The sequence below is a fragment of the Streptomyces sp. RerS4 genome (assembly GCF_023515955.1).
GTDB lineage: Bacteria > Actinomycetota > Actinomycetes > Streptomycetales > Streptomycetaceae > Streptomyces.
Map to the genome: position 1 here is coordinate 1,030,755 of NZ_CP097322.1, position 17,474 is coordinate 1,048,228.

Here is a 17,474-nt window from a genome sequence, read left to right on the forward strand (position 1 = left end):
CGAAGTTCCCGGGCCGGGCGCACCCTCCCCGCATGAACGCACACGAGCACGACGCCTCCGCGGGACGACACGAGCACCGGCACCGCCACACGCACGGCCACGGCCACGGCGACACCGACGTCGACTGGGCGGCGCTGGCCGACCACCTGGAGAGCAACGCCGAGGTCCACCTCCCGGCCCACCTCCAGGTCGCCGACCGCCTGCGCACCCTCCTCGGCCCGGACCGGCCGGTCCGTCGCGTCCTCGACATCGGCAGCGGGCCCGGCGTGATGGCCTGCGTGTTCGCCGAGGCCTTCCCGGATGCCGAGGTGCTCGCCGTGGACGGCACCCCCGAGCTGCTGGAGCGGACCCTGACCCGCGCCGACCGGCTGGGCCTCGCCGGCCGCGTCGCCGTCCACCACACGCTGCTGCCCGAGGACCTGAACGGCGCCACCGGGATCGCCTCCGACCTCGGCACGGCCGACCTCGTCTGGAGCAGCAAGGCCGTGCACCACCTCGGCGACCAGCAGGGCGCGCTCGACGCGCTGGTCGGCGTACTGCGGCCCGGCGGGATGCTCGCCGTGGCGGAGGGCGGTCTGCCGATGCGGTTCCTGCCGCGCGACATCGGCCTGGGCCGGCCGGGGCTCCAGGCCCGGCTGGACGCCGCCCAGGAGGGCTGGTTCCAGGACATGCGGGAGGGCCTGCCCGGCAGCGCCCCCGTCGTGGAGGACTGGCCGGCGATGCTCGGCCGGGCCGGACTGACCGACGTACGCTCCTTCACGGCGCTGCTCGACCTGCCGGCGCCGCTCGACGACGCGGGCCGGGCCTTCCTGCACGCGCAACTGTCCCGGCTGCGCGAAAAGATGGACGAGGCCTTGGACGCGGCCGACGTGGAGACCCTCGACGTGTTGGTCGACCCCGCCTCCGAGCAGGGCATCCTGCGCCGCCCCGACGCCTTCCTCCTGTCCGCCGTCACGGTCTTCACCGGTGTACGGGCGTCCTCGTGAGACCCCTCGACGCGCGCCGCCCCGGCGCACCGGCGCCGGCCACGCCCGCGGCGCCGGCGGCGTGGCCGGCGCCGGTGCGATGGGCCCTGGCGGCCCTGGCGTTGTCCATGCTGCTGTCCTCCCTCGGCGCCGGCATCGCGAACGTCGCCCTCCCCACCCTCGCCGAGGCGTTCGCGGCCTCCTTCCCGCAGGTCCAGTGGGTCGTCCTCGCCTACCTCCTCACCGTCACCACCCTGATCGTCAGTGCCGGACGCCTCGGTGACCTCCTCGGCCGCCGCCGGCTGCTCCTGGCCGGGATCGCCGTGTTCACCGCCGCCTCCGTGCTGTGCGGGCTCGCCCCGACGCTCGGGCTGCTGATCGCCGCCCGCGCGGCGCAGGGTCTCGGAGCGGCCGTGATGATGGCCCTGACGATGGCGTTCGTCGCGGACGCCGTCCCCCGCGAGAGCACCGGCCGGGCCATGGGCCTGCTGGGCACCACCTCCGCGATCGGTACCGCGCTCGGCCCGTCGCTGGGCGGGGTGTTGCTGGCCGGGCCCGGCTGGCGGGCGCTGTTCCTCGTCCACGTGCCGCTCGGCGTGGCGGCGTTCCTCCTGGCCCGTCGCGGGCTGCCCGCCGACCGGCCCGCGCCCCGGGCGGAGGGCGGGGCCCGCTTCGACCATCCCGGCACCGTGCTCCTCGCCGTCACCCTGGCCGCGTACGCGCTCGCGATGACCCTGGGGCGGGGCGCGTTCGGCCCGACGACCTGGGCGCTGTCGGCCGTGGCCGTCTGCGGGGCCGTGTTGTTCGTACGGGTCGAGGCGCGGGCGGCGGCGCCGCTGATCCGGCCGTCGGCGTTCCGGGACCCGGAGCTGAGCGCCGGTCTGGTCATGAGCGCGCTCGTCTCGACGGTGGTGATGGCGACGCTCGTCGTCGGCCCCTTCCACCTCTCGCGGGCGCTCGGGCAGGGCGCCGCCCTGACCGGCCTCGTCCTGGCGGTCGGTCCGCTCGTCGCCGCGCTGACCGGCGTACCGGCCGGGCGCCTCACCGACCGGTTCGGCGCCCGCCGGACGACCGTCGCCGGACTGCTCGCCATGGCCGTCGGCGCGTGTCTGCTCGCACTGACGTCCCCGGCGCTCGGCGTCCCCGGCCACGTCGCCCCGCTGGCGTTGCTCACCTGCGGTTACGCCGTGTTCCAGACGGCGAACAACGCCGCCGTGATGGCGGACGTGCCCGCGGACCGGCGGGGCGTGGTGTCGGGGCTGCTGAACCTGTCGCGCAACCTCGGGCTGATCACCGGCGCCTCGGCGATGGGGGCCGTGTTCGCCCTGGCGTCGGGGGCGGCGGAGGTCACGACGGCGGACCCGGGGGCCGTCGCCACCGGCACCCGGATCACGTACGCCGTCACCGCGGCCCTGATCGTCGCGGCGCTCGCCGTGGCCCTGGCCGGCCGGACGCTCGCCCGCCGCCGGGCACCGCGCGTGCGGTGACGATCCGCCCCGTCACGGCGTGGGCCGGCCGGCCTCCAGGTACAGCGGCCGCCCGCGTTCGCGGGCGCGCAGGGCCCAGCGCAGGCGCTCGTAGCGCTGCGGCGGCAGCAGCTCGGCGGCCTCCGGCTCGGTGACGAAGCGCCAGGCCCGCAACTCGGGGCCGGGCAGGCGCAGTCGGGCGATCAGCGTCGGGTCGAGCCGGCCGCCGTCGAAGAGGAGCCGCAGTCCCCCGTAGGCGGGTGCGCGGGGCGGTTCCCAGTCGACCACGAGCAGGTCCGGCGCCCGGTCCAGCGTCAGGCCGAGTTCCTCCTCGACCTCGCGTACGCCCGCCCGCGCCGGCGCCTCGCCGGGCTCGACCACGCCGCCGGGGAACTCCCAGCCCGGCTTGTACGTCGGATCGACGAGGAGCACCCGGTCCTCGGCGTCGAAGAACAGCACGCCCGAGGCCACCGTCTCGCGCGTCGGTTCCGGTGTCTGCACGATGTCGCAGACCGTCGCCGTGTCGGTGCGTACGGCCTCGGCGATGCGCTGGGCCGTCTCCCGGACCGTCAGGTGTCCGTTGTCGATGACGTGCGCGTCGGCGGTCAGCCAGCCGAGCGCCTGCCGGTACACCGGGAGGTGGTCGTAGGCCCACTGCCTGACGTGGACGTCGACCAGCTCCGGCGGCCCCGGTTCCCGTCGGGTCGCTATCCGCTCCCGCAGGATCGTTTCCGCCGGTGCGAGCAGCACGTGTCGTACCGGGATCCGGCGGGCGGCGAGCCCCCCGAAGATCTCGTCGCGGTACTCCTGGCGCAGCAGCGTCATCGGTACGACCAACACCCCGCCCACCTCGGCCAACAGGGCCGCCGCCGCGTCCACCACGAGCCGTCGCCAACTCGGGAGGTCCTGGTAGTCCGTGACCTCCGCGAGGCGTTTGCGCGGCAGGAGCGCGCGCAGCGCGTCGCCGATGAGCTCCGGGTCGTACAGGGTGCTGTCCGGTAGGAGTCCGGTCAGCTCGCGGGCCGTGCTGGTCTTCCCGGCACTGAACGTGCCGTTGATCCAGACAATCACGTCTACCCCTCTCCCGATGGCTCGCCTCCGAAGCCCCCCACTGGCTTGCCCGCATCACTCTGCCACGGAAACCCGCGCACCGGACGAGTGCTTATCCTCAAGGTCAGGGCCCTGCCCGCCCACCGTCCGCGCCACCGCCCCGGAGGTTTGCCCACCGTGCCGCACAGCCGCCGCCCGTCCGAGCCCCGCTACGGCAACCGGCCGACCATGAAGGACGTGGCGGCACGGGCGGGCGTGGGTCTGAAGACGGTGTCCCGGGTCGTCAACGGCGAACCGGGCGTGACCCCCGACACCGAGCAGCGGGTCCAGGAGGCCATCGAGGCGCTCGGCTTTCGCCGCAACGACAGCGCGCGCGTGTTGCGCAAGGGGCGTACGGCGACGGTGGGGCTGGTCCTGGAGGACCTCGCGGACCCCTTCTACGGTCCGCTGAACCGGGCCGTCGAGGAGGTGGCCCGTACGCACGGCGCGCTGCTCATCAACGGGTCCAGCGCCGAGGATCCGGAACGCGAGCGGGAGTTGGCCCTCGCTCTGTGCGCCCGCCGGGTGGACGGGCTGATCGTGATCCCGGCCGGCGACGACCACCGCTATCTGGAACCGGAGATCCGGGCGGGGATGGCGATGGTGTTCGTCGATCGTCCGGCCGGTCGGATCGAGGCGGACGTGGTGCTGTCGGACAGCTTCGGCGGCGCCCGCGACGGGGTGGCGCACCTGATCGCGGGCGGGCACCGCCGGATCGGTTTCATCGGCGACCAGCCGCACATCCACACGGCGACGGAGCGTCTGCGCGGCTACCGGGCGGCGATGGCGGACGCGGGCCTGCCCGTGGCCGAATCCTGGGTGTCCGTCGGCCCCACGGCCCCGGAACGGGTCGCGGCGGCGGCCCGCGCGATGCTCGAAGGCCCCGAGCCGGTGTCGGCCTTCTTCGCCGGCAACAACCGGGTGACGGTCACGGTGGTACGAGTCCTCGCGGACCGGGACCGGCCGGTGGCGCTGGTCGGCTTCGACGACTTCGAGCTGGCCGACCTGCTGCGCCCGGGGGTCACGGTGGTCGCCCAGGACGCGGCGGCCCTCGGCCGGGTGGCCACGGACCGCCTCTTCCAGCGCCTGGCGGGCGCCGACCTCCCCCCGGCCCGCATCGAACTCCCGACGCGCCTGATCCCGCGCGGCTCGGGCGAACTCCCGCCGACGCCCTGACGCCCCCCGCCCGCCACCTCGGGCGGGCGGTCGGGCGGCTCAGCCCGGCGGCTCAGGGCCCACCAGCCGGTCACCCAGCGGGCTGCGTCGGTACAGCACCAGCCGCCCGTCCCGGGCCCGGGTCAACAGACCCGCGCCGTGCAGGACGCGCAGGTGCTGGGAGACGGCACTCGGGGTGACCCGGAACCGGCGGGCGATCTCGATCGTGGGCAGCGGCTCGTCGAGGACCCGCAGCAGCCGCGCCCTGGGGGCGCCGAGCAGCGCGTCCAGCGTGGACGCGTCGGCGGTGGGCACGGGGGTCCACATCGTCGCCACGCCCCGGCTCGGGTACACCAGCAGGGGCGCCTCCTGCGGGCTGACGGGCGGCGCCGGCTTGTGGACGAACACGGAGGGGACGAGGAGCAACCCCCGGCCGCGCGCCTCGACGTGGTGACTGTGGATCATCCGGTCGACGTGGAGCACGCCCTCGTGCCAGTGCAGGTTCGGGTGCATGCCGGCGAACAGCCGCCGAGCGCCGCCCACGGCGAGTTGTCGCGCGCGGTAGGTCATGTCCGCTTCCAGCAGCAGCCTCATCCGCGGCCACATCGGACGGATGGCGATCTCCCAGTACGCCTCCAGGACCTCGCAGATGGCGTCCCGTACCGCGATCACCTTCGCGTCGTCGGCGCGGTAGGCGTCCTCGATGGGCGCGGGAAGGGGATCCGGGGCGTGCGCGGCGAGCAGATCGCGTCGGACCAGGTCCGGTGGGGTGGCGCGGACGGCTCCCAACTCCTCCTCGAAGGAGGGATCGAAGCTCGCCGGCGGCGGGGTCAGGAAGTCCGGCAGGGTGCGCCGCTGCGCCACCAGGGACAGCAACAAGGCCGTGTCGAGGCCGCCGAGGCGGCCGAGGACGGACCTGCGCCAGGGCAGGTGGAGGGCGGAGAGGCCGGGCTCGCGCAGCACGCGCAGGCTGAAGACCGTCTCGCCGAGCGGCGAGACCGCGAACCGCGTGTCGGCGAGGTCCTCGACGCCGAGCCCGAAGCTGATCATTAAGCCGTACGCTACATCGATTGGCGACGGGCCGCCCGTGCCGTGGACTCGTACGCATGACACACGCAGCGGGCCGGCGGGCCGAGTTGAGCCGCGCGACGGTCCTGATCCTGGCGCTCACCTGCGCCGTGGCCGTGGGGAACATCTACTTCCCGCAGGCCGTCAGCCCCCTGATCGCCACCGGGCTGGGCACCTCCCCCGATACCGCCTCCCTGGCGGTGACGGCCACGCAGATCGGCTACACCGCCGGGATGTTCCTGCTGGTCCCGCTCGGCGACCGGCTCCCGCACCGGCCGTTCATCGTCACCCTGCTCGCCCTCTCCGGCGCGGCCCTGCTCGCCGCCGGATGCGCGCCCGCCCTGCCCTACCTCCTCGGCGCCGGCCTGTGCGTGGGGGTCACCACCGTGGCCGCGCAGGTCATCGCCCCCATGGCGGCCGGACTGGTGGCTCCCGACCGACGCGGAGCGGTGATGGGAACCCTGCTCAGCGGCTCCATCGGCGGCATGCTGCTGGCCCGTACCTTCAGCTCGACGCTCGGCGAACGGCTGGGCTGGCGGGCGCCGTACCTGGCGGCCGCCGTCGTCGTCCTGCTCCTCTCGGCCGTGCTCGCCCGCACCCTCCCGGCCACGACCCCGTCCTCCCGCAGTCCCTACGGGACGCTCCTGGCCGATGCGCTGCGCCTGTTGCGCGACGAGCGGGAACTGCGCCGTTCCTGCCTCTACCAGGCCGCGGTCTTCGGGGGTTTCTCGGCCGTCTGGACCTGCCTGGCGCTCCTGCTCACCGGTCCCGCCTACGGCCTGGGCACCGAGGCGGTGGGGCTGCTCGCCCTGGTCGGCGGGGTCACCATGCTGTGCACCCCGCTCGCCGGACGCCTGGTGGACCGGCGCGGGCCCGACGGTGTGAACCTCGTCTGCCTGGTCGGTGTCCTCCTCGCGGCGGCGGTCCTGGTCGCGGGGGCCCGGGGCGGGGTGTCGGGGATGGTCGCGCTGACCGTCGGCACGCTGCTGCTCGACGTCGCCCTGCAGTGCGGCACGGTCGCCAACCAGGCCCGCGTCTTCGGCGTGCGCCCCGACGCCCGGGGCCGGCTCAACACCGCCTACATGACGTGCGCGTACCTGGGCGGAAGCGCCGGTTCCTGGCTGGGAGTGCGGACGTACGGCCTCGCCGGGTGGCCGGGCGTGTGCGGGCTCGTGGCGGTACTCGCCGCCCTGGCCCTGGCCTTCCACCGCGCGGCTGCGGCCGGACGCGGCGCCGAACGCGGCGGGGCCCGCCCGGGACATGTCCGGACGGGCCCTTCGAAGAGCGCGGGGCGCGCGGCCCGCGTGGCTCAGGCGGTCGCCGTCAGGGTCGCCGAGCGACGCGGGATGGCGAAGGCGTCGAGTTCGGCGCGGGTCAGGCCGGTGAGGGAGGTGACCTCCTCGATGCCGACCGCGCCGCAGTCGAGGCCGCGCACCAGGTAGCCGGCCAGGGCCTTGGCGGTGGCGGGCTCGTCCATCACGTCGCCCTCGATCTTGGCGACGTAGGCCTTGAGGCGGGCGGCGGCGGTCTCCAGGCCCTCGCGGTAGAAGGTGAAGACGGCCGCGTAGCGGGTGGGGAGGTGGCCCGGGTGCATGTCCCAGCCCTGGTAGTAGGCGCGGGCCAGTGCGCGGCGGGTGAGGCCGTAGTGCAGCCTCCAGGCCTCGTGGACCTTCTCGGTGGTGCCGATCGGCAGCACGTTGGTGGAGCCGTCGGAGACCCGCACGCCGGTGCCGGCGGCCGCGACCTGCATGATCGCCTTGGCGTGGTCGGCGGCGGGGTGGTCGCTGGCCTGGTAGGCGGCGGAGACGCCGACGCAGGCGCTGTAGTCGAAGGTGCCGTAGTGCAGGCCGGTGGCGCGGCCCTGGGAGGCCTCGATCATGCGGGCCACGGTGGCGGTGCCGTCGGAGGCCAGGATCGACTGGCTGGTCTCGATCTGGATCTCGAAGCCGATCCGGCCCGGACGCAGGCCGCGCGCGGTCTCGAACGCCTCCAGCAGCTTGACGAACGCGGACACCTGCTCGGCGTAGGTCACCTTGGGGAGGGTCAGGACCAGGTTGTCCGGGAGGCCGCCGTGGGCGAGGAGGCCTGACAGGAAGACGTCGGTGGTGCGGATGCCGCGGTCGCGGACGTTGGACTCCATGCACTTCATGCGGATGCCCATGTACGGGGCGTTGGTGCCGTTGGAGTACGCCTCGGAGATCAGCCGGGCGGCGCGGGCGGCGGCCTGGTCCTCCTCCTCGTCGGAGCGGACGCCGAAACCGTCCTCGAAGTCGACGCGGAGGTCCTCGATGGGCTCGGTCCGCAGCTTGGCGCGGACGCGCTCGTAGACCGGTACGGCCAGCTCGTCGGAGATGCCGAGGACCTTGGCGAAGGTGGCGGCGTCGGGGGCGTGCTCGTCGAGGGCGGCGAGGGCCTGGTCGCCCCAGGAGCGGATGGTGTCGGCCGCGAAGACGTCACCGGGGACGTAGACGGTGTGGATGGGCTGACGGGTGCCGGGGTCGCCCGGGTAGTGCCGCGCGAGTTCCGCGTCCACCGGCGCCAGGGAGGCGCTGATGCCCTCGCTGACCGCGCCTGCGAGGCTCGTCGCCACCTTCTCCTGCTGACCCATCGTGCACTCTCCTCTTTTCCGCTTCACGGAAGCTTAGATCCGCATAGCAGAATTTAGTCACGGGGTTCCGCTCAGTCAATGTTCCCCCCACCGCGTGCGGCCTCCAAGGCCCGGTCGAGGGCCTCGTCCGCCGGGACCGGGATGTCGGGGACCACGCCGACGCCCTCCCAGTTGGTGCCGGTGACGGCGTTGATCGACCGGGCGGTCGGCACGGTCACGAGGATGTGCTCCGTGACCGGGTGCCGGACGGTCGGATGCGCGCCGCCCCGCGTGGTCTCGCCGACCAGGACGGCGCGGCCGTGCGCCTGGAGGGTGTACGCCACGTCCTCACCGCCGGAGAAGGTGGTCGCGCTGGTCAACACGTACACGGGGCGGTCGGTGTAACGGGGCGCGGGAAGGTGCGGGAGCGTCCAGAACTGGCGGGTCTCGCCGGAGGTCCGGTCGTAGATGTCGTTCAGGTGCACCTGGTCGTCGCCGAAGAAGTAACTGCACCACATCGCGGCCCCCTCCGGCGCCCCGCCGCGGCACGAGCGGAGGTCCAGGACGAGGGCCGAGCTGGAGGCGACCAGGTGCATCGCCGCGCCGATCACGGCGGCGCCGCCGTCGGCGGTCGCGATCCACCGGACGTCGATGAGGCCGATGTTCCCGTCCAGCCGCTCGACGCGGCGAACGCCCTGGTTCTCCCTGCGGAGCAGGTCGAGGAAGGCGGCCCGCCCCTCGTCCTGGTCCGCCGGCTCCAGGGACTGCGGCTCGTCCGTCCACAGCAGCCGCAGGTGCTTGTCCGGGCACACCTCCTGGAGGTGCGCGGTGACCGCTTCGCAAAGGCCCGGCCCGTCCAGCCCGGCGTACGCCCCGAGGTCCAGGCGGCGCCGGATCTCGGCGTCGACGTCCACGGCCTTCTCGGGGAAGACATACCCTGCCCGGATCCGGTCCAGGCCCTGCGCGATTATCTGTTCGTTGGTGATCATGATGCGGCATCGTAGGCCGTGATCACGCCCGTGACGAGCGGTTTTCGCGGCCCCCGCACACGCCGGAGGGCCTCCCGGAGCCGGGGCGGACGGTGACGTCCACACCGGGCCCGGAAGGCCCTCGTCGGTACGTTCGAGGAGCCGGTACGCGGTTCACCGGCTCCCGAAGCGTGACTAGCCCTTGCGAGCCTTGATCTCGGCGGTGAGCTGGGGGACGACCTCGAAGAGGTCGCCGACCACGCCGTAGTCGACCAGGTCGAAGATCGGGGCCTCGGCGTCCTTGTTGATGGCCACGATGGTCTTCGAGGTCTGCATGCCGGCGCGGTGCTGGATCGCGCCCGAGATGCCGGAGGCGATGTACAGCTGCGGGGAGACCGACTTGCCGGTCTGGCCGACCTGGTTGGAGTGCGGGTACCAACCGGCGTCGACGGCGGCGCGGGAGGCGCCGACGGCGGCACCGAGGGAGTCCGCGAGCTCCTCGATGATCGCGAAGTTCTCGGCACCGTTGACGCCGCGGCCGCCGGAGACCACGATCGCGGCCTCGGTCAGCTCGGGACGGCCGGTGGACTCGCGCGGGGTGCGCGAGACGACCTTGGTGCCGGTGGCCAGGGCGCCGAAGGTGACGGCGAGCGCCTCGACGGCGCCGGCGGCCGGAGCGGCCTCGACCGGGGCCGAGTTCGGCTTCACGGTGATGACCGGGGTGCCCTTGGACACGCGGGACTTGGTGGTGAACGACGCGGCGAAGGCGGCCTGGGTCGCGACCGGACCCTCGTCACCGGCCTCCAGGTCGACGGCGTCGGTGATGATGCCGGAACCGATGCGCAGCGCCAGACGCGCGGCGATCTCCTTGCCCTCGGCGGAGGACGGGACGAGCACGGCGGCCAGGGAGCCCCCGGCGGACACGGCCTCGTACGCGGCCTGGAGCGCGTCCACCTTCGGCACCACGAGGTACTCGGTGAACTCGGGGGCGTCGGCGGTGAGGACCTTGACGGCGCCGTGCTCGGCGAGCACGGCCGCGGTGGCCTCGGCACCGGCGCCGAGGGCGACGGCGACGGGCTCGCCGATGCGGCGGGCCAGCGTCAGCAGCTCAAGGGTGGGCTTGCGGACGGCACCGTCCACGTGGTCGACGTAGACGAGAACTTCAGCCATGGGACTGCTCTCCTGCTGTTGCGAAGTATCTGGGGGCGGGAAGGGGCGGCGGAAGTTCTAGATGAACTTCTGGCCGGCCAGGAACTCGGCCAGCTGCTTGCCGCCCTCGCCCTCGTCCTTGACGATCGTGCCCGCGGTGCGGGCCGGGCGCTGCGCCGCGGAGTCGACCGCGGTCCAGGCGCCTTCGAGGCCGACCTCGTCGGACTCCAGGTCCAGGTCGGACAGGTCCCAGGACTCCACCGGCTTCTTCTTGGCGGCCATGATGCCCTTGAAGGACGGGTAGCGGGCCTCGCCGGACTGGTCGGTGACGGAGACGAGCGCGGGGAGGGAGGCCTCCAGCTGCTCGCTCGCGGTGTCGCCGTCGCGGCGGCCGGTCACGGTGCCGTCCTCGACCTTTACCTCGGAGAGGAGGGTGACCTGCGGGACGCCCAGGCGCTCGGCCAGGATCGCGGGGAGCACGCCCATGGTGCCGTCCGTCGAGGCCATGCCGGTGATGACCAGGTCGTAGCCGGCCTTCTCGATGGCCTTGGCGAGCACGAGCGAGGTGCCCATGACGTCGGAGCCGTGGAGGTCGTCGTCCTCGACGTGGATGGCCTTGTCGGCGCCCATCGACAGCGCCTTGCGCAGCGCGTCCTTGGCGTCCTCGGGGCCGACGGTCAGGACGGTGATCTCCGCGTCGTCCGCCTCGTCGGCGATCTGCAGGGCCTGCTCGACGGCGTACTCGTCGAGCTCCGACAGCAGGCCGTCGACGTCGTCGCGGTTCACGGTCAGGTCCTCGGTGAACTGCCGGTCGCCGGTGGCGTCGGGCACGTACTTCACACAGACAACGATCCTCAGGCTCACGCCGGCTCTCCTACCGCATCGTCTTTTAACTGGTACCGCCTTGTGCAGGCAGCATAAGCGCCTTGTGGGGCGGATCCCGGTCGGGGCGGGCCGCGCTCCGAAGGGAATGTTACTCGTCAGTACACAGCGGGTCGTCCCGGGTTGCAAGGCCGCCGAACTGTGATCTGGCCAACGCCGCCCGAACCCTCCCCAGCAGGGACGATTCAGTCGCGCAACGCGTTGAAGCGCCCCTGGTGGTAGAGCAGCGGACGACCCTCCCCGGCCGGATCCCCCGCCACGGCCTCCGCGATCACCACCCGGTGCCCGCCGGCCGGCACCCGGGCCACCACCCGGCACACCAGCCAGGCCGGCACCCCGTCGAGCAGCGGCACGCCGTGCGGTCCCTCGGCCCAGGCGGTGCCGGGGCCGAAGCGGTCCGCGCCGCTGCGCGCGAAGAGGCCGGCCAGCTCCCGCTGGTGCTCGCCGAGTATGTGGACGCCGAGGTACTCGCTGTCGCGCACGGCCGGCCAACTGGAAGACCCGGTACCGATGGTGAACGAGAGCATCGGCGGGTCGGCGGAGACCGAGTTGAGCGAGGTCGCGGTGAAGCCGGCGGGGCTGCCCCCGCGCTCCGCGGTGATCACGGCGACACCGGCCGCGTGCCGCCGGAAGACGGAACGGAGCAGCTCGGGCGAGCCGGGCAGGACGGGGCGACCTTCGTCGAAGGGGGCGGGCGGGGCCATCGGGACCGTGGGGGCCGTCATGGGAGGACTTCCTTCTGCCGCGTGAGGCGCGGACGCGATCGGGGATCGGGGGCCGGGGGCGTTCAGCGATCCCAACAGCGCGCGCTCGCGTGGCGGACGAGGTCCACATGGACCCGCCCGTAAAGCAGGAGTTCATACCGCATGCCGTCAGCCTGGCGATCTCACGCGTACACAGTCAAGCCGCAGCGGGCAGATGTCAGGCGCGTCACGCTGCGTACGGGCGCGCGCACGGGGGTACGGGTCCCCGCCGGGCGGCGCCGACGGCGCTCGGCGCCGCCCCGCGCCCCGGCCCAACGCCCCCGCGCGGGACCGCCGTCCCGGTCAGACCGCCGCGCCCAGGGCGGCGATCACGTCCGCCTTGCGCGGCATGCCCTCCGCCCGGCGCACGATCCGGCCGGCGGCGTCCAGGACGAGGACGGTGGGAGTCTTCGCGATGGCCAGGGCCCGCACCAGTTCGAGGTTGCCCTCGGCGTCGATCTCGATGTGCTCGACGCCGTCCACCATCGCGGCGACCTCCGCGAGGATCCTTCGGGTGGCGGCGCAGGGCCGGCAGAACGCGCTGGAGAACTGGACCAGGCTGGCCCGCTCCCCGGGCGCCCGCCCCAGCTCGCCGGCGCCCAGCGGCCCCCGTCCCCGGGCGACCGTCCCGCCCGCCTCTTCCTCGCGCACACCCACTCCTGTCTACCCTGGCTCCAGCACACCTCCGGCGCCCCGCATTCCCGGCGCGAGGCGCCGCGTGACGAGAATCTCCCCGGGCGGGGGCGTCTGGACTGGCTACCGCGCCCCGTTTGGGGCACGATCCCCATGGTCGCGTACCTACGCTTCCGTAACTTCCGGCCGGGAGAACCTCCCCAGGCAGAAAGCGGGGTCTCCCCCTCATGGCTGAGCTCGTCTATCCCCCCGTGATCGGCGCCGCGCACACGCTCTTCCGCGCGCTCGACATCCGGATCGACGTCAAGGGCACCGAGAACATCCCGCGCAAGGGCGGCGCGGTGCTCGTGTCGAACCACATCGGCTACCTCGACTTCATCTTCGCCGGGCTGACGGCCCGCCCGCAGAAGCGCCTGGTCCGGTTCATGGCCAAGGAGTCGGTGTTCCGGCACCGGGTCTCGGGTCCGCTCATGCGCGCGATGAAGCACATCCCGGTGGACCGCCAGCAGGGCGAGACGGCGTACCAGCACGCGCTGGACTCACTGCGCTCCGGGGAGATCATCGGGGTGTTCCCGGAGGCGACGATCTCCCAGTCGTTCACCCTCAAGAGTTTCAAGTCGGGCGCGGCGCGCATGGCGCAGGAGGCCGGCGTTCCGCTGATCCCGGTGGCGCTGTGGGGCACCCAGCGGCTGTGGACGAAGGGCCGCCCGAAGAACCTCAAGCGCAGCCACATCCCGGTGACGATGCGCGTCGGCGAGCCGCTGGAGGCGCCGAGCGACCAGTACGCGGGGGCGATCACGCGCCGGTTGCGCGAGCGGGTGCAGGAGCTGCTGGACGCGGCGCAGCGCGCCTACCCCGACAAGCCGAAGGACACGGCGGACGCCTGGTGGCTGCCGGCCCACCTCGGCGGTACCGCGCCGACGGCGGCACAGGTGCGCGAAGCGGGCTGACGTATCCGCACGGCTCCGCCCGGTTTCCTCTTACCCGTGACGCGGCTGCGCTCGCCTACGCTCCGGAGCAGGCCTGCCCGACCGGCGGGGCGGGCGGGGGCGGCGCGAGGGGGAAACGCGATGGGGACGGGCGGCTTCGGCCGATATCTGGCGGCGGCGCTGGCCGCACGGTTCGCCTCCGAGGGCATGGGCATGGCCGTCGTCCTGCTGGCTCTGGAGCGGACCGGGGACGCCGCCCACGGGGCGTTCGTGCTCACCGCCTGGTTGGCCCCGAACGTCTTGGCGGCGCCCCTCGCGGGCGCGTTGGCCGCCCGGACGCGGCGGCCGAGGCTGTTCCACGCCGGGGCGCTGGCCGGCTTCACGGCCGCGGCGGCGACCCTGGCCGTTCTGCTGGGGCGGGCTCCGACGCCGGTGGTGCTCGCGGTGGCGGCGCTGGGCGGGACCTGCGGGCCGATGGTGACGGGCGGGCTGTCGAGCCTGGTCGCGGCACTGGCCCCGGCCGGGCCCGCGCGCGAGCGGGCGTACGGCTGGGACGCGTCCACCTACAACGCGGCGGCGGTGACGGCCCCGGCGGCGGTGGGGCTGGTGGCGGCGTACGCCTCGGCCGCGCCGGCCGCGCTCCTGCTGGTGGCGTCCGGCGCGCTGGCGGCGACGTTGGCGGCCACGCTCCCGTACGAGGACCCCTGCGCGGGCCCGTCACGGAAGGGCCCCCGGGTCGGGATGGGCGCGGGGCTCGCCGCCCTGTGGCGCGTGCGCGAACTGCGGGCCGTCACCTCGGCGACGACCGTGGCGTTCGTCGGCGTCGGGGCACTGACCACCACGTCGGTGTTGCTGGCCCGGTCCCTCGGCAACCCGGGCGGTGGCGGGGTGTTGGTCACCGCCTTCGCGGTGGGCGCGCTGACGGGCTCGCTGACGCTCGGCCGGATGACCTCCCTCGCCCCGGGCCGGATGGCGTGCGGGGCCATGGCCGCGACCGGCGTCGCCCTGGTCGGCGCCGCCCTCGCCCCGTCGCTGCCGCTCACGGCCGCACTGTTCGCGCTGGCCGGGGTGTGCGACGGGCCGCTGCTGACGGCCACGCTGCGGATCCGCTCGCAGTACGCCCCGGAGGGGACCCGGGCCCAGGTGTTCACCCTCGGGGCCGGGCTCAAGGTGACGGCCGCCTCCGCGGGCGCCGCCCTGGTGGGGCTGGCGGCCACCGCGCCGGCGTGGACGCTGGTGCTCGGGATCGCCGGGCTCCAGCTCGCGGGGGCCGCGCTGTACGCGCTGATCGCGGTCAAAGGACCCGTACCGCCGACGGCGGCGCCTACAGAGCCGTCGGCAGGCGCCGCCAGAGCTCCCGGCGGTCCGCGGACTCCCGGAGCGCCGTGAGCGTGGCGGGGTGCGGTGCGGCGTACAGCTCGGGGTAGTCGACCTCGCCGAGTTCGGGGCGCACGGGGAAGGCGAGCCGCTCCTCGTCCAGATCGAAGCGCGCGTCGACGCCGGGTTTGTTGCCGCGCGCGTCCACCCGGGACCAGCGCGCGCTGCCCGGCAGGCGCAGGGCGACGAGCCCGTGGACGGCCGGGTTCGTGCCGTCGTCGTCGGTGAGCCGCTGGTAGCAGAGGCCGGCCGGGATGCCCTGGGCGCGCAGGAGCGCGGCGAGGGCGTGGGACTTGGCGTAACAGATGCCGGTGCGCGTGCTCAGCACCTCGGAGGCCTTCCAGGTGACGCGCGCGTCACCCGAGTCGGCGGAGTGCGGGATGGTGTCGCGGACGAAGGTGAAGGCGACTTCGGCGTATGAATATGCGTCGCCGGTGGCGGACCAGAGGGCGTCGGCGGTCTCCTGCACGAGCGGATGCCAGTGGTCGATCGCCTCGTCCGAGGCCAAGTACGCGTGGATGTCCGGGTTCTGTGGGATCAGTCGCATGGCCGGGAGCATAGGCATACCCCCGACCGTAGATCAATAGATTTACGGTCGGGGGCATATTTATTCACTTCCCTCGCCTCCGGTGATGCCGGCCCTCAGCGCGCCAGCTCCTCCTTCAGCGCCTGGAGGAAGCCGTCGACGTCCTCCTGCTGGGTGTCGTAGCCGCACATCCACCGGACGTGGCCCGCCGCCTCGTCCCAGAAGTAGAAGCGGTAGCGCCGCTGGAGCCGGCGCGACACCTCCTGCGGCAGCTTGGCGAACACCGCGTTGGCCTGCACCGGGTAGAGGATCTCCACCCCGTCGGTCTCGCGCACCCCGGCCGCCAGCCGCTGCGCCATCGCGTTGGCCTGGCGGGCGTTGCGCAGCCACAGGTCCTTCGCGAGCAGCGCCTCCAGCTGCACCGACACGAACCGCATCTTGGACGCGAGCTGCATCGACATCTTGCGGATGTGCTTCATCTGCCGGACGGAGTCCGGGTTGACCACGACGACGGCCTCGCCGAACATCATGCCGTTCTTGGTGCCGCCGTACGACAGCACGTCCACGCCGACCGCGTTGGTGAAGGCGCGCATCGGCACGTCGAGGGAGGCGGCGGCGTTGGCTATCCGCGCGCCGTCGAGGTGCACCTTCATGCCCAGGCCGTGGGCGTGCTCGCAGATGGCCCGGATCTCGTCCGGCGTGTAGACCGTGCCGAGCTCGGTGTTCTGGGTGATCGAGACGACCTGCGGCATCGCCCGGTGCTCGTCCTCGAAGCCCCAGGCCTCCTGGTCGATCAGCTCGGGGGTGAGCTTGCCGTCCGGGGTGGGTACGGCGAGCAGCTTCAGCCCCGCCATCCGCTCCGGCGCACCGCCCTCGTCCACGTTGATGTGGGCGGTCTTGGCGCAGATCACGGCGCCCCAGCGGTCCGTCATCGCCTGGAGTGCGGTGACGTTCGCGCCGGTGCCGTTGAAGACCGGGAAGGCCTCCGCGTACGGGCCGAAGTGGCTGCGGATGACCCTCTGCAGGTGCTCGGTGTACTCGTCCTCGCCGTAGGCGACCTGGTGGCCGCCGTTGGCGAGCGCGATGGCCTCCAGGATCTCCGGATGCACCCCCGCGTAGTTGTCGCTCGCGAACCCCCGTACCGCCGGGTCGTGGTGGCGGCGGGCATCGGTCCTCACGGTTGCGGAGTGAGCCACAGACGCTGTCCGTTCACATCGGAGGCGGGCCGCTCCCACACGCCGGCGATGGCCTCGGCCAGCTCCTTGACGTCGGTGAAGCCCGCGAACTTCGCATTGGGACGCTCGGCGCGCATCGCGTCGTGCACCAGTGCCTTGATGACCAGGATCGCAGCCGCGGACCGCGGACCGTCCTCGCCGCCCGCCTTGCGGAACGAGTCCGCCATGGCGAGCGTCCAGGCCTCGGCGGCCGCCTTGCCGGCGTTGTACGCGGCGTTGTTGGCGACCGGCTTGTGCGCGCCGGACTGGCTGATCAGGACGTAACGGCCCCGGTCGCTGCGCAGCAGTCCGTCGTGGAAGGCGAGCGAGGTGTGTTGGACGGTGCGGATGAGGAGCTTCTCCAGGAAGTCCCAGTCCGCGAGGTCCACGTCGGTGAAGGTCTTGCTGCCGCGCCAGCCGCCGACGAGGTGGACGAGTCCGTCCACGCGGCCGAACTCCTTCTCGGTGCGCTCGGCCCAGGCCTTGGTGGCCTCCAGGTCGAGGAGGTCGACGGTGTCGCCGGTGACGGTGGCACCGCCGTGGGCGTAGCGGGCGGCGTCGACGGCCTCGGCGAGGCGGGCCGCGTCGGCGTCGGACGCCACGACGGTGGCGCCCGCCTCGGCGAGGCGCAGCAGCGTGGCGCGACCCGCGGGGCCACCGGCCCCGGCCACCGCGATCACCGCTCCCTGGAGCTGTCCGTTGCCGTTCCCGGAGCCGTTCATG

Annotated in this window: 16 protein-coding genes and 1 pseudogene; 6 read left to right on the top strand and 11 right to left on the bottom strand. The window is 73.6% G+C overall.

The window, feature by feature from the left end:
• Positions 1 to 32: 32 nt before the first annotated feature.
• On the top strand, positions 33 to 986 hold the full coding sequence (locus M4D82_RS04705; protein ID WP_249764818.1) for a class I SAM-dependent methyltransferase: 954 nt from the start codon (positions 33 to 35) through the stop codon (positions 984 to 986).
• Complete coding sequence (locus tag M4D82_RS04710; protein WP_249764819.1) at positions 983 to 2,452, top strand: MFS transporter; 1,470 nt, start codon at positions 983 to 985, stop codon at positions 2,450 to 2,452. The genes M4D82_RS04705 and M4D82_RS04710 overlap by 4 nt, the downstream gene beginning before the upstream one ends.
• 12 nt (positions 2,453 to 2,464) lie before the next feature.
• Here M4D82_RS04710 and M4D82_RS04715 read toward each other — a convergent pair whose 3' ends face one another.
• Positions 2,465 to 3,502 carry an NUDIX hydrolase gene (locus M4D82_RS04715; RefSeq protein WP_249764820.1) on the bottom strand — a complete coding sequence of 346 codons (1,038 nt, stop codon included), beginning with the start codon at positions 3,500 to 3,502 and terminating at the stop codon, positions 2,465 to 2,467.
• A 207-nt stretch (positions 3,503 to 3,709) separates the two neighbouring features.
• Between M4D82_RS04715 and M4D82_RS04720 the strand changes: the two genes are divergently transcribed.
• On the top strand, positions 3,710 to 4,696 hold the full coding sequence (locus M4D82_RS04720) for a LacI family DNA-binding transcriptional regulator (RefSeq protein WP_249771463.1): 987 nt from the start codon (positions 3,710 to 3,712) through the stop codon (positions 4,694 to 4,696).
• Positions 4,697 to 4,735: 39 nt separating this feature from the next.
• Here the strand turns inward: M4D82_RS04720 and M4D82_RS04725 are convergent, their stop codons facing one another.
• On the bottom strand, positions 4,736 to 5,725 hold the full coding sequence (locus M4D82_RS04725) for an ArsR/SmtB family transcription factor (RefSeq protein ID WP_249764821.1): 990 nt from the start codon (positions 5,723 to 5,725) through the stop codon (positions 4,736 to 4,738).
• Between the two features lie 56 nt (positions 5,726 to 5,781).
• On the opposite strand from M4D82_RS04725, the pseudogene M4D82_RS04730 reads away from it, so the two are divergent.
• Positions 5,782 to 6,990: pseudogene (locus M4D82_RS04730) on the top strand (MFS transporter); the annotation flags it as partial.
• 62 nt (positions 6,991 to 7,052) lie between these two features.
• Here M4D82_RS04730 and M4D82_RS04735 read toward each other — a convergent pair.
• From M4D82_RS04735 to M4D82_RS04760, 6 genes are all read right to left on the bottom strand, one after another.
• Positions 7,053 to 8,351 carry a DUF6986 family protein gene (locus M4D82_RS04735; RefSeq protein ID WP_249764822.1) on the bottom strand — a complete coding sequence of 433 codons (1,299 nt, stop codon included), beginning with the start codon at positions 8,349 to 8,351 and terminating at the stop codon, positions 7,053 to 7,055.
• A 71-nt stretch (positions 8,352 to 8,422) separates the two neighbouring features.
• Positions 8,423 to 9,319 carry a S41 family peptidase gene (locus tag M4D82_RS04740; protein ID WP_249764823.1) on the bottom strand — a complete coding sequence of 299 codons (897 nt, stop codon included), beginning with the start codon at positions 9,317 to 9,319 and terminating at the stop codon, positions 8,423 to 8,425.
• 174 nt (positions 9,320 to 9,493) lie between these two features.
• Positions 9,494 to 10,468 carry an electron transfer flavoprotein subunit alpha/FixB family protein gene (locus M4D82_RS04745; protein ID WP_249764824.1) on the bottom strand — a complete coding sequence of 325 codons (975 nt, stop codon included), beginning with the start codon at positions 10,466 to 10,468 and terminating at the stop codon, positions 9,494 to 9,496.
• Positions 10,469 to 10,525: 57 nt separating this feature from the next.
• Complete coding sequence (locus M4D82_RS04750; protein ID WP_249764825.1) at positions 10,526 to 11,311, bottom strand: electron transfer flavoprotein subunit beta/FixA family protein; 786 nt, start codon at positions 11,309 to 11,311, stop codon at positions 10,526 to 10,528.
• Between the two features lie 203 nt (positions 11,312 to 11,514).
• Positions 11,515 to 12,033 carry a flavin reductase family protein gene (locus M4D82_RS04755; RefSeq protein WP_249771465.1) on the bottom strand — a complete coding sequence of 173 codons (519 nt, stop codon included), beginning with the start codon at positions 12,031 to 12,033 and terminating at the stop codon, positions 11,515 to 11,517.
• Between the two features lie 342 nt (positions 12,034 to 12,375).
• Positions 12,376 to 12,723, bottom strand: a complete 348-nt coding sequence (locus M4D82_RS04760) for a TlpA family protein disulfide reductase (protein WP_249764826.1) — start codon at positions 12,721 to 12,723, stop codon at positions 12,376 to 12,378.
• 209 nt (positions 12,724 to 12,932) lie between these two features.
• Here M4D82_RS04760 and M4D82_RS04765 point away from each other — a divergent pair, with 209 nt between their 5' ends.
• Together M4D82_RS04765 and M4D82_RS04770 are read left to right on the top strand one after the other, a co-directional pair.
• Positions 12,933 to 13,655, top strand: coding sequence for a lysophospholipid acyltransferase family protein (locus M4D82_RS04765; RefSeq protein ID WP_249764827.1), 723 nt, complete (start codon positions 12,933 to 12,935; stop codon positions 13,653 to 13,655).
• A gap of 120 nt (positions 13,656 to 13,775) precedes the next feature.
• Positions 13,776 to 15,023: an MFS transporter gene (locus M4D82_RS04770; RefSeq protein ID WP_249764828.1), complete on the top strand. Its 1,248-nt coding sequence runs from the start codon at positions 13,776 to 13,778 to the stop codon at positions 15,021 to 15,023.
• Here M4D82_RS04770 and M4D82_RS04775 read toward each other — a convergent pair.
• The 3 genes from M4D82_RS04775 to M4D82_RS04785 form a co-directional block, all read right to left on the bottom strand.
• Positions 14,959 to 15,558 (bottom strand): transglutaminase-like domain-containing protein, encoded by a 600-nt coding sequence (locus M4D82_RS04775; RefSeq protein WP_249764829.1) that lies wholly within the window; start codon positions 15,556 to 15,558, stop codon positions 14,959 to 14,961. The genes M4D82_RS04770 and M4D82_RS04775 overlap by 65 nt on opposite strands.
• Before the next feature lie 95 nt (positions 15,559 to 15,653).
• Positions 15,654 to 16,715, bottom strand: coding sequence for a threonine aldolase family protein (locus tag M4D82_RS04780; RefSeq protein ID WP_249764830.1), 1,062 nt, complete (start codon positions 16,713 to 16,715; stop codon positions 15,654 to 15,656).
• Positions 16,712 to 17,473: an SDR family oxidoreductase gene (locus M4D82_RS04785; protein WP_249764831.1), complete on the bottom strand. Its 762-nt coding sequence runs from the start codon at positions 17,471 to 17,473 to the stop codon at positions 16,712 to 16,714. Before M4D82_RS04785 ends, M4D82_RS04780 begins: the two co-directional genes overlap by 4 nt.
• Position 17,474 lies beyond the last annotated feature (1 nt).